Below are 15,717 nucleotides of genomic sequence, written 5' to 3' on the forward strand. Positions count from 1 at the left end.
CGCGGATCTTATGGTTTCACAGTCTCTATGTCACCGTTTTGAGTGATGTCAGTACTTATAGTGTGATCTTGATAAATTCGCCCGGTATCGGGTCTGGAACGTGATTTTCGTATTGTGACCTGCAGCGACGTTCAGCGGATAGCCGCTCTGATCCTCGGTCGATGACGCAGGGACCTGCCCAACGGTGCTCAAGAGGCTGAGACGGGCGGGGCTCGATGGGTCAGCAAACGTGACGCTGCGGAGGCCGACCGTAAGTGTGACGGGTTGGACAGGTCAGACGCCTGGGCTCCCTGGCGTGCCCGGGTCGCCCGTGCCACCGTTGCTGCCTCCGCCGGCGCCGTTGCCGCCGAGGCCGCCATCGCCGGCGTCGCCGCCCTGCCCGCCGGGCGCACCGGTGCCGTCGCCGCCATTGCCGCCACTGCCGCCGTTGCCGCCCGTACCGCCCGTGGCGAAGAACCCTGAGCCGTCGCCGCCGACGCCGCCGTCGGCTCCGTCTCCTCCGTCGCCGCCTGTACCGCCGTTGCCGCTGCCAGTGGGCGAGCCGCCGATGCCGCCCGCACCGCCGTTGCCGCCCAGGCCGCCGCTGCCTCCGTTGGAATTGAGTCCGCCGAGACCCCCGGCGCCGCCCACGCCACCTGCGCCGCCGTTGCCGCCATCTCCACCGGAGGCGTTGGTGCCGACGGCTTGCGCGCCCACGCCTCCCTGGCCGCCGTTCCCACCGGTGCCGCCGGTGCCGCCGAAGGCAAATCCGCCTCCGCCGCCCTGACCACCGGCTCCGCCGGCTCCGCCGTCGCCGCCGTCGCCGGCAGCGCCACCCTTGCCTGCCGCGCCGGCGCCAGAGCCTGCAAGGCCGCCGTTGCCGCCCGCGCCGCCGTTGCCGCCGTTGCTGCCGTTACCACCCTGACCAGCGGCAACGGGTAGCGGTTGGGTCCCGGCTCCGCCTTCGCCACCGCGGCCGCCCGCGCCGCCGCTGCCGTTGGTTCCGCCGCCGCCCGCATCGCCGCCGGCACCGCCTTGACCGCCGACGCCGCCGTCGAAGCCGGCGCTGAGTCCGCCGCCGACGCCGACGCTGCCCGCGCCACCGTCCCCACCGGTGCCGCCGTTGCCGCCGACGCCGGCGTTGCCGACGGTGCCACCGAAGCCCGCGCCGCCGCCGGCGCCGGCCGCGCCGCCGTTGCCGCCGACCCCACCGTTGCCGCCTACGCTGTCAGCGGCCGTGCCCCCGACGCCGCCCGAACCACCCTGACCACCATTCCCGCCGGTACCCCCGGCGCCGTTGACCCCGAAGGAGTTCGCACCGGCCGTACCGCCCTGGCCGCCCTGGCCGCCTTGCCCGCCCTGGCTACCCGTGGCGCCCAAGGTGCTGATACCGCCTTTACCGCCGGCACCGCCGTTACCGCCGGTGCCCGCCGCACCGCCGCTGGCGGCGGTGCCGCTACCGCTGCCGGCGTTACCGCCGTTGCCGCCCCCGCCGCCGTCGCCGCCGTTGCCGCCGGGTGCACCGGTGCCGCCGGCGTTGCCCGTGCCCTCGAAGCCGTCCCCGCCGTCACCACCGCGGCCACCAGCTCCGCCGGCGCCGTTGGCCCCGCCGAAGCCCGCACTACCGCCTGAGCCGCCGGCACCTCCCTGGCCGCCGCTGGAACCGGGCTGGCTCGTGAAGGGGCCATCACTGCCCCGGCCACCGGCACCGCCCGCACCACCTGTGCCACCGACGCCGTCGTTGCCCCTCACCCCGCCGGCGTTCGCGAAACCGCCCGCGCCCGCCTCGCCACCGGCGCCGCCGGTTCCCCCGGTTCCGGCCACTCCGAACGAACTGCTCGCGCCGCCCTTGCCGCCGGCGCCGCCCAGGCCGCCGTTGCCACCGGCGCCGCTGACGGCGCTTGTGGTGAAGTCGGTGTTCAGACCGCCGACGCCGCCGCTGCCGCCCCGGCCGCCGGCTCCGCCGTCGCCGCCGTTGAGGTCGAGCGCGCCGTTGCCGCCGGCACCGCCGGACCCACCGTTGCCCCCGGCTCCGCCCACACCGCCGCTGCCCGACGCGCCGATGCCGAAGCCTGCGTTGCCGCCGCCGCCCCCGGCGCCGCCTTCTCCGCCGCCGCCACCCACGGAGGACGTGGTGCCGACGACGCCGGTTCCGCCGTCGCCGCCGCGGCCGCCGGCGCCGCCGCTGCCGTTGATCCCGCCGGTGTCTGCGCCGCCGCCGGCGCCACCCTGGCCGCCCTGACCGCCGGCAAGACCCCACTGGCCTGCTCCGGCACCGCCGGCGCCGGCGCCTCCGGCGCCGCCTTGACCACCGTTGCCGCCGTTGCCGGCGTTGCCGGCGACTCCGCCCGCATTGGCCGCACCGCCGGCACCGGCCTGACCGCCGGCCCCGCCCGTGCCGCCGGTGCCGCCACCGCTGAACGCGCCGGCGCCGCCGGCGCCTCCGGCACCCCCCTGACCGCCGTTGCCGCCAGTGCCGCTGACGGCACTGCTGAAGCCGCCGGTGTTCAGACCGCGCATGCCGCCCTGGCCGCCCTGGCCCCCGGCGCCGCCGTCGCCGCCGTTGCTGTTGACGGCGCCGCTACCACCCGCCCCGCCGGCGCCGCCGTTGCCGCCCGTGCCTCCCGCGCCGCCAGTCGCGACGGCACCGCTTCCCGAGCCTGCGTTGCCGCCGCCGCCACCGGCGCCGCCGGCACCGCCCTGACCACCGCCGCCGCTGCTGAGGGCGTTGTTGGCGCGACCGGCGCCCCCGTCGCCGCCGCGTCCGCCCGCGCCTCCGCCACCGTTGACGCCGCCGGCATCGGCCAGGCCGCCGTTACCGCCCTGGCCGCCCTGGCCGCCGTCGAACCCGGCCAGACCGGCGCCGCCGGCGGCGGCACCGGTGCCACCGTTACCGCCGGCCCCACCGGTGCCGCCGACGCCGGCATTACCACCGACTCCGCCGAGGTTGGCCAGCCCACCGGCGCCCGCGTCGCCGCCCGCGCCGCCACTGCCGCCGTTGCCCGCCGTGCCGACGGTGCCGGCGCCGCCGAGGCCGCCCACACCGCCCTGGCCGCCGTTGCCGCCGGCGCCACCGGCGGCGCTGCTGAACCCGCCGGTGTCGACGCCACCGACGCCGCCCTGGCCGCCTCGACCGCCTGCGCCGCCGTCGCCGCCGGCGACGTTGGACGCCCCGCTGCCTCCTGTGCCGCCGGCCCCGCCGTTGCCTCCCGCACCGGCCGCGCCGCCGAGTGCGGAAGCGCCCGCACCAGAACCCGCATTGCCGGCGAAGCCGCCGTCTCCGCCGTTGCCACCGGCACCACCGGTGCCGCTGGTACCGGCCGCCGCGGCCCTGCCCGCCCCGCCGTCGCCGCCGCGCCCGCCCGCGCCGCCGGCGCCGTTGGTGCCGCCCACGTCGGCACTGCCACCGTTTCCGCCAAATCCGCCGATGCCGCCGGCATAACCGGCCTGGCCCGCCCCGCTGGCGGCGGCGCCGTTGCCGCCGGCACCACCGGCCCCGCCGGCGCCGCCCACCCCCGCGTTGCCGGCGATGCCGCCGGTGTTGGCGAAGCCGCCGCTGCCGGCGTCACCACCGCGCCCGCCGGTTCCACCATTGCCCGCGGTGCCCAGCGTGCCGGTGCCACCCGCGCCGCCGGCGCCGCCCACCCCGCCATTGCCACCGGTACCGCTGGCAACGCTGCTGAACCCGCCCGTATTCAAACCCCCGATGCCGCCCTGTCCGCCCTGTCCGCCGTTGCCGCCGAACCCACCGGTGATGTTGAGGGCGCCGCTCCCGCCGGCTCCGCCCGCGCCGCCGCTGCCACCCGCCCCGGCCGCGCCGCCATCCGCGGACGCACCCGCACCGTTACCCGCGTTGCCGCCGTCGCCGCCGGCGCCGCCCCTGCCTCCGTCGCCGCCGGTGGCGGTCGTTGCTGCAGGGCCCGTCTTGCCGGCTCCGCCATCGCCGCCGCGGCCGCCGGCGCCACCGGCGCCATTGGTGCCGCCGGTATCGGCGGTGCCGCCGTTTCCGCCCTGACCACCCTGGCCACCGTCGAAGCCTGCCTGACTTGTGCCGGTTCCGGCGGCACCGGTGCCGCCGGTGCCACCGGCTCCGCCCGCGCCCCCGACGCCTGCCTTCCCGGCAAATCCACCGAGGTTTGCCACGCCACCGGCGCCGGCGTCGCCGCCCGCGCCCCCGTTGCCACCGCTGCCGGCGGCGGACAAGGTGCCGGCCCCGCCGGTGCCGCCCGCTCCGCCGAGTCCGCCGTTGCCGCCGGTGCCGCCGATCGCGCTGCCGAGACCTCCGGTATCCAACCCGCCGACGCCACCGTCGCCGCCGCGCCCACCGGCGCCCCCGGAGCCGCCGGCGGCGTTGAGTGCACCGTTGCCACCCGCACCGCCCGCGCCGCCGCTTCCACCGGTTCCCGCGGCCCCGCCGGCGGCGACTGCGCCGCTGCCGGAACCGGCGTTACCTCCGAAGCCGCCGGTGCCACCGCTTCCCCCGTTGCCGCCCTGGCCGCCGGTCCCGACGGTGGCGGCCTTGCCGGCCCCACCGTCGCCGCCGCGGCCACCCGCCCCACCGGCACCGTTGGTGCCACCGAGGTCAGCGCTGCCGCCGTTGCCGCCCAGGCCTCCGTCGCCCCCGTTGAACCCGGACTGGCCGGGCCCCGTGCCGCCGGTGCCGGCACCGCCGTCACCACCAATCCCGCCTGCGCCACCCACACCCGCGCTGCCGGTGAAGCCGCCGACGTTGGCCGCGCCGCCCTGACCCGCGTCGCCTCCGGTCCCGCCGGTGCCGCCGGCGCCGGCGGTCATCAGCGTGCCGGCTCCGCCTGCTCCGCCGGCGCCACCTTGGCCGCCGTTGCCACCGGTACCACTGGCAACGCTGCTGAAGCCGCCGGTGTGCTGGCCTCCGACACCGCCCTGGCCGCCCTGGCCGCCGTTGCCACCAAAGCCTCCTGCGGTATTGGCTGCGCCGCTACCGCCCGCACCACCGGCACCGCCGTTGCCGCCGGCCCCCGCCGCCCCTCCGGCACCGGGGGCGCCGAGGCCGGAGCCGGCGCTTCCGCCGTCGCCGCCCTGTCCGCCTGTGCCGCCCTGGCCGCCAGCGCCACTGGTCAGGGCTGCCGCTGTCGCGCCGGCGCCGCCATCGCCACCGCGGCCACCGGCGCCGCCGCTGCCGTTGGCACCCCCGATGTCGGCGCTACCACCGGCGCCGCCCTGCCCGCCGCGACCACCCCCGAAGCCGCCCTGGCCGGGACCGCTGCCGGCGGCACCGGTACCACCGGCGCCACCGGACCCGCCGGTACCACCGGCGCCGGCGGTACCGGCTACCCCGCCCAGGTTCGCCAAACCACCGGTGCCGGCGTCACCACCGGCGCCGCCGTCGCCGCCGCTGCCCGCCGTTGTCAGGGTGCCCGCTCCGCCGCCGCCACCAGCTCCGCCTTGGCCCCCGTTACCGCCGGTGCCGCTGGCAGCACTGGTGACGCCAGACGTGTCGAGACCGCCCACTCCGCCCTGGCCGCCTTGGCCACCGTGGCCGCCCAGCCCACCCCCGCCGTTGAGGGCCCCGCTGCCGCCGGCGCCGCCGGCCCCGCCGGTCCCGCCGCCGCCCGCCGTTCCGCCGGCACCCGCAGCACCGGCACCGGTGCCCGCATTGCCTCCGTTGCCGCCCTCTCCGCCGAGCCCGCCACTGCCTCCGGTGCCTCCGGTGCCGGCTGGGGCCGCCTTACCGGCCCCGCCGTCGCCGCCGCGGCCGCCAAGGCCGCCGCTGCCGTTGGCGCCGCCGGCGTCGGCGCTGCCGCCCGCCCCGCCCTGGCCGCCTTTTCCGCCACCGAAGCCGTCAAGTGCGACGCTCGCGCCGTTCCCACCCGCGCCACCCGCGCCACCGGTGCCGCCCGTTCCGGCGCTACCGACGAGCCCGCCCAGGTTGGCAACGCCGCCCGATCCGGCGTCACCTCCGGCGCCCCCGTCGCCGCCATTGCCCGCCGGACCCAGCGTGTTGGATGCGCCGGCGCCCCCAGCGCCGCCCTGGCCCCCGTTACCGCCGGCGCCGCTGACCGAGCTGGAGACGTTGGTGTTCAGACCGCTCATGCCGCCCTGGCCGCCGTGGCCGCCCGCGCCGCCCGTCCCACCGTTGACGGCGAGCGCACCGCCGGCGCTGCCGGCGCCGCCGGTCCCGCCGTTGCCACCGCTACCTGCAAGTCCGCCGCTGGCGGCCGCGCCGCTGCCGAAGCCGGCGGTGCCGCCGTCGCCACCCATCCCGCCGGCACCGCCGGCGCCGCCCTGCAACCCGGAACCGGCCGCGGCAGCCCGGCCTGCGCCGCCGTCGCCGCCGCGGCCGCCGGCTCCGCCGCTGCCGTTGGTGCCACCGGCATCGGCGCTACCGGCCGCACCGCCCAACCCGCCCTTGCCGCCGGCGAAGCCGTCCTGTCCGGCGACGATCCCCGCGGATCCCTTGCCGCCCGCCCCACCGGCACCGCCGTCGCCGCCGTCGCCGGAGCTGCCCACGCCGCCCCCGCTACCACCCGTTCCGGCCAGCCCGCCGGTTCCGGCGTTACCGCCACCGCCGCCCATGCCGCCGTCGCCGCCGACTCCACCAAAGCCGGTGAGGTTGTCCGCGCCGGTACCGCCGGCCCCACCGCGGCCGCCGCTGCCGCCCGCCCCGCCGGACCCGTTCGTCCCGCCCGCGAAACTGCTGCCGCCCTGGCCACCGGCTCCGCCGTCGCCGCCGGCGAACCCACTCCCGCCACTGCCACCGAGTCCGGCGATGCCGTTGGCCCCCGCGGTGCCGGTCCCGCCCGTGCCGCCACCACCACCGGTGCCGCCTGTGCCTGCCTTGCCCGCCACGCCTCCGGAGCCTCCGGTGCCGGCCGCGCCTCCGGCGCCGGCGCTGCCGCCCGTGCCACCCTGTCCACCGCTACCACCGGCAGACCCCGCGAGAGTGCCCGATCCGCCCGCGCCACCCACACCTCCGACGCCCCCGACGCCACCGACGCCACCGGAGCCGTTCACACCGCCGGCGCCGCTATTGCCGCCCGCGCCACCCGCTCCACCGGCACCGCCGGCGAAGCCGGTGCCTCCAACAAACCCACTGCCGGCGGGGGAGTCCATGCCGGATACGCCGGCCCCGCCGGCACCGCCGGCTCCGCCGGTACCGCCCGTGCCCGCGCCGCCGGCGGCACCGTCGAGGCTGAACAGTTGACGGGCGCCACCCGCCCCGCCTGCGCCGGCGGCGCCGCCGTTACCACCGGTGCCTCCGACACCACCGACCCCGCCGAGACCGGCAACGCTTCCGTCGGCGCCTTGGCCGCCGCCACCGCCGACTCCACCCGAACCACCCAGGCCGCCCTGTCCGCCTGCGCCGAGGAACAGTGCGCCGCGGCCACCGGCGCCACCGTCGCCTCCGGCGCCACCGGTGCCACCCGTGCCGCCGGTGGCGAAGCTGTCGCTACCCACGCCGCCGGCCCCGCCGTTGCCGCCGGCCCCGCCGCCGGCAAACCAGCCGCCGTCACCGCCTACACCGCCTCGTCCACCTGCGCCGGCGTCGGCACCGGCGCCGCCGTGTCCGCCGGCTCCGCCTGCGCCAAACAGCAATTCGGCGCGACCACCGGTCCCGCCCGCGCCGCCGCCAAACCCGCCGTTACCGCCGGCACCGCCACCGCCCCAAAGGAATCCGCCGCTACCGCCTGCTCCGCCGGTGCCCCCGCCCACGCCACCGATCCCGCCAGAGCCGCCGACACCGACCAGCCAGCCGCCGGCACCGCCCGCGCCACCTGTTCCTCCGCCCGAGCCACCGGCGCCACCCGCGCCGCCGTTACCCCACAGCCCGGCCGCACCGCCGGCGCCACCGGCCTGCCCGGCCGCTCCCGCGGCACCGTTGCCGCCGTTGCCGTACAAGATGCCGCCATCACCACCACTGCCGCCCGGTGTGGTGGCGTTCGCCCCGTCGCCGATCAGCGGGCGACCGAGCAGCGTCTGGGTGGGCGCGTTGATCAGCCCCAGCAGTGCCTGTTCGGCATTGAATGACTCCGCGGTCGCGTAGGCATTCGTCCCGACCCTGAGGGTCGCCACGAACTGCTCCTGAAACGCCGCGAGCCGCTCGCTGATCGCTTGGTAATCGCGGCCGTAGCCGCCGAACAGTGCGGCTATCTGGGCAGACACGTCATCGGCAGCGGCGGCCAGCAACTCGGTGGTGGGAACCGCGGCGGCGGTGTTCGCCGCGTTCAGCGCCGATCCCACTCTCGCCAGATCCCCGGCGGTGGTCGCTACGAATTCCGGGGCGATCGACACGAACGACATGGCACAGCTCCCAACCAACGCTGGATAGAAACCCGCGGAAATGACGCGTAGCTCGGGATCTTATTCGGCAAAAGTCCAATAAGCCATCAAATCTCCCCGACGAATTCAGCGTCAATCACCGAACGGGATTCCAGAATGCGCAAGGGGTTTCGTGTCTTCGCGGCGCTTCGAAGGCGGCGCCGTCTACAGTCCGAAAGCATGCCCTGGATAGGCCCGTCGGCCGCGTCGTGAACAATTTCGTCAAGCGCAATCCGGCCGCGCCGGCTGGCTTCTTCGCCTGCGAGGCGGCCGGGTTGCGCTGGCTCTCCGGCGTCGACGGGGGAGTGCCCTGCGCGCCGGTGCTGGACGTCGACGCCACCAGCCTGACCCTGCGCCGGCTCGATTCGGTGCCGCCGAGCCCCGATGCGGCGCGCGAGTTCGGAGCCCGGCTTGCGGTCATGCACGATGCGGGGGCATCGGCCTTCGGCGTGGGTCCCGACGGGTGGGAGGGGCCCGGATTCTTCGGCCCGCTGTCGCAACCCCTGCCCATGTCTTTGCGACCGCACCCGCGCTGGGGCAGCTTCTACGCCGACGAGCGGCTGGCACCGATGACCGAGCTGGCTGCCGACCGGCTCGACAGCTCGACGCGGCAGGCAATCGACGGGGTGCTGGCCCGGTGCGCAGCGGGAGACTTCGACGACGAAGATCCTCCGGCCCGGCTGCATGGGGACTTGTGGAGCGGCAACGTGATGTGGACCCGGGACGGGGTGGTGCTGATCGACCCGGCCGCGCACGGCGGCCACCGCGAGACCGATCTGGCCATGCTCGCACTGTTCGGCTGTCCACACCTAGATGCGGTGCTGGCCGGATACCAGCAGGCCCGATCGCTGAAACCTGGCTGGCGCAACCGGATTGGGCTGCATCAGCTGTACCCGCTGCTGGCGCACGTGGTGCTTTTCGGCGGCGGATACGTGCGCCAGACGAGCGCCGCTGCCCGTTCCGCGCTGGGTGCTTGAACACCGAGGCGCTAGGGTCGAACCGCGATGACGATCGATGTATGGATGCAGCATCCGACGCAGCGGTTCCTGCGCAGCGACATGTTGGCCTCGCTGCGTCGCTGGACCGGTGGGTCCATGCCCGACGCGGAAATTCCGATCGAGGTCACCGTCGCCGCGATGGACGACGCGGGCGTCGAACTCGGGCTGCTCAGCGCATGGCTCGGGCCGGCCGGCCAGGATTTGGTGTCCAACGACGAGGTCGCACAATGGATTGCCCTGCACCCCAATCGATTCAAAGGTCTGGCGACGGCCGATCTGGACCGCCCGATGCCAGCGGTCCGCGAACTGCGCCGCCGGGTCGATGAAGGGTTCGTCGGGTTGCGGGTGGTGCCGTGGCTGTGGAACGCCCCGCCCACCGACCGCCGCTACTATCCGCTGTTCGCTCAGTGCGTCGAGTCCGGCATCCCGTTCTGCACCCAGGTCGGGCACACCGGACCGTTGCGGCCGTCGGAAACCGGCCGCCCGATCCCCTATATCGATCAGGTTGCGCTCGACTTCCCGGATCTGGTGATCGTGTGCGGACACGTGGGCTACCCGTGGACCGAGGAGATGGTCGCGGTGGCCCGCAAGCACGAGAACGTCTACATCGACACGTCGGCTTATACCATCCGGCGACTCCCGGACGAGCTGATCAGGTTCATGAAAACCGGTACCGGACAGCGCAAAGTCCTGTTCGGCACCAACTATCCGATGATCGCCCACGCGCACGCACTGGCGGGTCTTGACGATCTCGGCCTCAGCGACGAGGCTCGTCGAGACTTCCTGCACGACAATGCCGAGCGGGTCTTCAGGTTGCAACGAAAGGTGGACAGGTGAACGGTGCGCAGGCTCTGATTAACACCTTGGTCGACGGCGGAGTCGACGTCTGCTTCTCCAACCCGGGCACCTCGGAGATGCACTTCGTCGCGGCGCTGGACACCGTCGATCAAATGCGAGGCGTGCTAACGCTTTTCGAAGGCGTTGCCACCGGTGCGGCCGACGGGTACGCCCGCATCGCCGGTCGCCCGGCCGCCGTGCTGCTACATCTGGGACCCGGGCTGGGCAACGGTCTGGCCAACCTGCACAACGCCCGGCGCGCGCGGGTGCCGATGGTCGTCGTCGTCGGCGATCACGCCACCTACCACAAAAAGTACGATGCCCCACTGGAATCCGACATCGACGCCCTCGCCGGCACGGTGTCGGGGTGGGTGCGCAGAACGGCGACGGCAGCGGACGTCGGCGCCGACACCGCCGAGGCCATCGAGGCCAGCACGTCAGGGTCTTTCGTCTCGACGCTGATCCTGCCCGCCGACGCCTCCTGGTCCGAAGGCGCCCAGCCGGCCACCGTCGCCGCGTCGCCGACAACATCGAGCGCCGACGTGCGCGCGGTAGCCGAGGTGCTGCGCGCTGGTGAACCCACCATCGTCCTGGTCGGCGGCGACGCCACCCGCGAACCGGGACTATCGGCGGCCGCGCGGATCGCCGAAGCCACCGGCGCCCGCCTACTGTGCGAGACGTTCCCGACCCGACTGGAGCGTGGCGCGGGCGTGCCCGCCATCGACCGGCTGGGCTACTTCGCCGAAGCCGCGGCGGCTCAACTCGACGGCGCCAAGCATCTGGTGCTGGCCGGGGCAAGGTCGCCGGTCTCGTTCTTCGCCTACCCCGGGATGCCTAGCGACCTGGTCCCGTCCGGCTGCGAAGTGCACGTCCTGGCCGAATATGACGGTGCCGCCGCCGCTTTGGCAGCACTGGCCGACGAGGTGGCGCCGGGGACGACCGCGGCGACCGCGCCCGCCAACCGTCCCCAGCTGCCGTCGGGGGCCCTGACGTCCGCGTCGGCTGCAGAGGTGATCGGCGCACTGCTGCCCGAACGGGCCATCGTGGTCGACGAATCCAACACCTCGGGTCTGCTGCTGCCGGCGGCGACCGCCGGAGCGCCGGCCCACGACTGGCTGACCCTGACCGGCGGGGCCATCGGTTACGGCATCCCGACCGCGGTCGGTGCCGCGGTGGCAGCGCCGGACCGTCCGGTGGTCTGCCTGGAATCCGACGGGTCGGCGATGTACACGATCTCAGGGCTGTGGAGCCAGGCGCGGGAACTGCTGGACGTCACCACCGTCATCTACAACAACGGTGCCTATGACATTCTGCGGTTGGAGCTGCAACGCGTGGGTGTCGAAGCCGGACCCGGCCCGAAGGCCAAAGACCTGCTCGACATATCCCGGCCCACAATGGATTTCGTCAAGATCGCCGAAGGCATGGGGGTACCCGCGCGGCGCGCGACCACCTGTGAGGAGTTCGCCCAGGCATTGCGCGACGCGTTCGCCGAGCCCGGCCCACACCTGATCGACGCGGTGGTGCCGTCCCTGCTGGGGTAGCAGCCGAGGTCAGCGGGGAATCGCGAACACCGGTTCGCCGCAATCGACGCCCTCGGCCGAAAGTTGCCGTTTGAGCACCTTGAAGGTCATCGTGCCGGGTAGCCCGGCGCTCACCCGCACGTACGACGGCCACTGCTTGGGCCCGAGATCGGCCTGCTCGGACAGGAACGCCCGGAACTGGTCCGGATCGAACTCGGCGCCCGGTGCGATGACGACGGCCGCCATCACCTGGTCGCCCACCGCCGGATCCGGTACCGGGTAGACCGCCACCTCGGTCACCGCGGGGTGGCGCAGCAGCACCCGTTCGATCGGGGCGGTGCCCAGGTTCTCGCCGTCGACGCGCATCCAGTCGCCGAGCCGGCCGGCGAAGTAGGCGTAGCCCGCTTCGTCCCGGTACGCGAGGTCGCCGCTGTGATAAATGCCGCCGGCCATCCTTTCGGCCTCGGCGGCGGGGTCGTTGTAGTATCCCTCGAAACCGCCGGCGCCCTTGGTGTTCACCAGTTCACCGACCACTCCCGGGGCGCACGGGGCGCCGGTCTCCGGGTCGACGATCTGCACGCCGTCCGGCAGCGGGCCCAGGGAACCCGGCGGGGTATCCGGGGTGCGGGCGATCGCCACACCGAGTTCGGTCGACCCGAAGCCGTCCTGCACGCGGCAGCCGAACCGGGTGCCGAACCGCTCGATGTCCCGTGGCACCCCCTCGTTGCCGTAGACGGCGCGCAACGGGTTGTCGGCGTCATCGGGCTGCTCGGGCGTGGCCAGCACGTAAGACAGCGGCTTGCCCACGTAGTTGGCGTAGGTGGCGCCGTACCGGCGCACATCCGGCAGGAAGCCGGACGCCGAAAACCGGCGCCGCAGGGCCATCGAGCCCTGGCATGCCGCGGCCACCGCCCAGCCGACCAGCACCGCGTTGGAGTGGAACAGCGGCATCGACACGTAGCAGACGTCGTCGGCGCCGAGCCGGAAGCGCTGAGCCATCCCCATGCCGGCTCCCGCCACCTTGCCGTGGCTGCACTTCACCGCCTTCGGCTCGCCGCTGGTTCCCGAAGTGAAGATCAGCATGAAAAGGTCAGCGGCAGAGGCTGATTGGAATTGCAGCTCGGCATCACGATGGGCGGCAACCTCTTCGGCCCACTCAGTTGAGTCGACATTGAGGTGATCGATACCGTCCAGCGCCCCAGCCGAGTTCGTATCGGCGAGCACCAACTGGCAGTCGGCGTGCTTGATGTCACGGGCCAACGCCGCCCCGCGGCGCACCGGATTCAGCCCCACCGGCACGATGCCGGACAGCCCGCCCGCGGCCAGCACCGCCGAGAAGAACGGCGTGTTCTCCAGCAGCACGCCGACGTGCGGCGGCCGGGCCGGGTCCAGGCGCTCCCGCAGTGTCGCCACCAGGGCGGCGGCGTCGCGGAGGTGGTCCCGCCAACTGGTGAACGAGTCCTCGAAGAACACGCCGCGGTCGCCGATCTCGGCCAGCGGTCGCAGCAGCGCGGTGACCGTCAGTTCGTTCAAGTCACTCCCCGTTCATCGCGAGTGTGCGGCTGGCTGCACCCTCGGCGTCGAGCGTGCGGCTGGCTTCACACTCGGCGCGGGACAGGATTCAAGCGGGAGTCTCCGCGAGTTCGCGGCCGATCTGCCGCAACTGCCCGGTGGCTCCGCCCAGCGCGAACTCGGTTTCCTTGGCCGACAAGAAGTATCGGTGCACCGAGTGATCGGTGTCGACACCGACACCGCCGTGCACGTGCACGATGCTGTGCGCCACCCGGTGGCCGGCGTCGGCCGCCCAGAACGCCGCGGACGCCACGTCGATCTCCGCCGGGATGTCCTCGGCGACCTTCCACGCGGCCTGGGTCAGCGTCAACCGCAGGCCTTTGACGTCGATGTAGCCGTCGGCCAGACGCTGACCCACCGCCTGGAAGCTGCCGATCGGACGATCGAATTGCTCACGGGTGCGGGCATATTCGGCCGTCATCTGCAGGCCGCGCTCCAGCACACCGAGTTGGTAGGCGCTGCGGCCCAGGGTCGAGATGGTGCGCAGCCAGAGCACCACCTCGGGTCCGCCCACCCGGCGCGCCTCGTCCACCGAAACGCCGTCCAGCGCCAGGTGGCCGACGCTGCCCAGTCCGGTGGTCTGCAGCGGCGTCACCGTCACCCCGGGGTCATCGGCGGCGACCAGGAAAACCGCTGTGCCGGAATCGGTTTCGGCGGGCACCAGAAAGGCATCGGCCGCGGGACCGTAGAACACCTGGGTGCGACTGCCCGTCAGCCGACCGTCGACAGCCTGCACGGGACCGTCGCCCATCTCGCCGTCCAGCGCGACCGTCAGAATCTTCTCGCCGCGCACCGCCTCGGAGCCCCAGCTCTGCTGCAACTCCTCGGAGCCGAACCGCGCCAGCGCACCGGAGCCCAGCACGATCGACTCGAGGTAGGGCACCGCCGCCAATTGATGTCCCAGCGCGACCAGGATCGCCACCTGCTCGAGGACCCCGAAACCGTCGCCGCCCACCTGGGTGGCGGCCGCACTGGTCAGGATGTCGCTGTCGATCAGCTTGCGCCACAGGTCGCGGTCGAATCGTTGGTCAAGCTTGTCCAGCTCGCGCTGGTGTGCGGGCGTGCACACCGAATCGACGATGGTGTCGACCAGGCCGCCCAGGTCCTGTGCCGCTTCGGTTGTCGAGAAATCCATGAATATCCTTCTCCTGCCGGAAAATTCAGCGGTTGGCCCGGGGCAGCCCCAGGGCAACCATGCCGATGATGTCGCGCTGGACTTCGTTGGTGCCGCCGCCGAAAGTCAGGATCAGGCAGGCCCGGTGCATCCGCTCGACGCGGCCGCGCAGCAGGGCGCCGGGGGAGTCCTGACGCAGCGTCGCCGCGGTGCCCAGCACCTCCATCAGCAGCCGGTAGGCCTCGGTGGCCAGCTCGGTCCCGAACACCTTCGCGGCCGAAGCGTCCGCGGGAGAGAGGTTCTCACTCGACGACGACGCGAGCTCCCAGTTGATCAGCTTGAGCACCTCGACCTTGGCGTGCACCCGGGCCAGGTTCAGCTGCACCCATTCCGAGTCGATCAGCCGCCCGCCACTGGCGTCTTTGGTGTTCTGGGCCCACTCCCGAACTTCCCGCAGGCACATGAAGATCGGGGCCGGCGAGACCAGCGCGACCCGCTCGTGGTTGAGCTGGTTGGTCACCAGCTTCCAGCCCGCGTTCTCCTCGCCGATCAGGTTTGTCACCGGCACCCGCACGTCGCTGTAATAGGTGGCGCTGGTGTCGGGACCGGCCATGGTGTGCACCGGCGTCCACGAGAAGCCTTCGGCGGTGGTCGGCACCACCAGCATCGAGATGCCGCGGTGCTTCTTGGCCTCCGGGTTGGTGCGTACCGCGAGCCATACCCAGTCCGCGTAGGCGATCAGGCTGGTCCACATCTTCTGGCCGTTGACGACGTACTCGTCCCCGTCGCGGACGGCGGTGGTGCGCAGGTTGGCCAGGTCGGTGCCCGCGCCCGGCTCCGAATAGCCGATGGAGAAATGCAACTCGCCCGCTGCGATCTTGGGCAGGAAGAACTTCTTCTGCTCGTCGGTGCCGAAGGCCATGATCGTCGGGGCCACGCTGTTGATCGTCAGGAACGGCACCGGAGCGCCCGCGATCGCCGCCTCGTCGGTGAAGATCAGCGAGTCCATCGGCTCCCGGTCCTGGCCGCCGTACTCCTTGGGCCAGTTCAGGGTCAGCCACCCGTCCTTGCCCATCTGCGCGACGGTCTCGCGGTACACGTTGCCGGTGCCGTACTCGCCCTGCACCGAGCTCAGCGCTTCCCGACGCTCCGGTGTCATCAACTTGCCGAAGTAGGACCGCAGCTCGCGACGCAACTCCTCCTGTTCGGGGGTGTAACTGATGCGCATTCCCGCCGCCTCCGATCGAGCGATCGTCTCTATATGCCGGCCACCGAAACCCACGCCGGGGGCCACCCATTCGTTCTCCCGGTTGTAACACGTTCTAGTCTGGGAATCCAGCGACCCTATGGTCACGGGTATCGGGGCCCTATGGTGGTGCTACAAATTGATCGAGTTCGG

Annotated in this window: 7 protein-coding genes; 3 read left to right on the forward strand and 4 right to left on the reverse strand. The window is 73.7% G+C overall.

Annotated features, from left to right (window positions below; translation table 11 throughout):
• Window positions 1-273: 273 nt before the first annotated feature.
• Window positions 274-8,259: a PE family protein gene (locus ACNQS7_RS23180; RefSeq protein ID WP_418014378.1), complete on the reverse strand. Its 7,986-nt coding sequence runs from the start codon at window positions 8,257-8,259 to the stop codon at window positions 274-276.
• Window positions 8,260-8,486: 227 nt separating this feature from the next.
• On the opposite strand from ACNQS7_RS23180, the gene ACNQS7_RS23185 reads away from it, so the two are divergent.
• The 3 genes from ACNQS7_RS23185 to ACNQS7_RS23195 are packed head-to-tail and all read left to right on the forward strand — an operon-like array spanning window position 8,487 to window position 11,653.
• Window positions 8,487-9,254, forward strand: coding sequence for a fructosamine kinase family protein (locus ACNQS7_RS23185; RefSeq protein WP_418014379.1), 768 nt, complete (start codon window positions 8,487-8,489; stop codon window positions 9,252-9,254).
• Window positions 9,255-9,281: 27 nt separating this feature from the next.
• On the forward strand, window positions 9,282-10,112 hold the full coding sequence (locus ACNQS7_RS23190) for an amidohydrolase family protein (RefSeq protein WP_418014380.1): 831 nt from the start codon (window positions 9,282-9,284) through the stop codon (window positions 10,110-10,112).
• A complete protein-coding gene (locus ACNQS7_RS23195) occupies window positions 10,109-11,653 on the forward strand; it encodes an acetolactate synthase large subunit (protein WP_418014381.1) in 1,545 nt (514 codons plus the stop codon). The genes ACNQS7_RS23190 and ACNQS7_RS23195 overlap by 4 nt, the downstream gene beginning before the upstream one ends.
• A gap of 9 nt (window positions 11,654-11,662) precedes the next feature.
• Here the strand turns inward: ACNQS7_RS23195 and fadD17 are convergent, their stop codons facing one another.
• The 3 genes from fadD17 to ACNQS7_RS23210 all read right to left on the reverse strand — a co-directional run bounded on the left by fadD17 (window position 11,663) and on the right by ACNQS7_RS23210 (window position 15,546).
• Window positions 11,663-13,165: a long-chain-fatty-acid--CoA ligase FadD17 gene (gene fadD17, locus ACNQS7_RS23200; protein ID WP_418014382.1), complete on the reverse strand. Its 1,503-nt coding sequence runs from the start codon at window positions 13,163-13,165 to the stop codon at window positions 11,663-11,665.
• Window positions 13,166-13,253: 88 nt separating this feature from the next.
• Window positions 13,254-14,339: an acyl-CoA dehydrogenase family protein gene (locus ACNQS7_RS23205; RefSeq protein ID WP_256101576.1), complete on the reverse strand. Its 1,086-nt coding sequence runs from the start codon at window positions 14,337-14,339 to the stop codon at window positions 13,254-13,256.
• A gap of 25 nt (window positions 14,340-14,364) precedes the next feature.
• Window positions 14,365-15,546, reverse strand: a complete 1,182-nt coding sequence (locus ACNQS7_RS23210; RefSeq protein WP_256101577.1) for an acyl-CoA dehydrogenase — start codon at window positions 15,544-15,546, stop codon at window positions 14,365-14,367.
• Window positions 15,547-15,717: the final 171 nt, after the last annotated feature.

Origin of the sequence: Mycobacterium sp. 23 (assembly GCF_048287075.1) — a bacterium.
Classification (GTDB): Bacteria; Actinomycetota; Actinomycetes; order Mycobacteriales; family Mycobacteriaceae; genus Mycobacterium; species Mycobacterium gordonae_B.

Coding starts and splice junctions, on each gene's coding strand:
- ACNQS7_RS23210 (WP_256101577.1), bottom strand. CDS start 15,546: ATGCGCATCAGTTACACCCCCGAACAGGAGGAGTTGCGTCGCGAGCTG.
- ACNQS7_RS23190 (WP_418014380.1), top strand. CDS start 9,282: ATGACGATCGATGTATGGATGCAGCATCCGACGCAGCGGTTCCTGCGC.
- ACNQS7_RS23180 (WP_418014378.1), bottom strand. CDS start 8,259: ATGTCGTTCGTGTCGATCGCCCCGGAATTCGTAGCGACCACCGCCGGG.
- ACNQS7_RS23205 (WP_256101576.1), bottom strand. CDS start 14,339: ATGGATTTCTCGACAACCGAAGCGGCACAGGACCTGGGCGGCCTGGTC.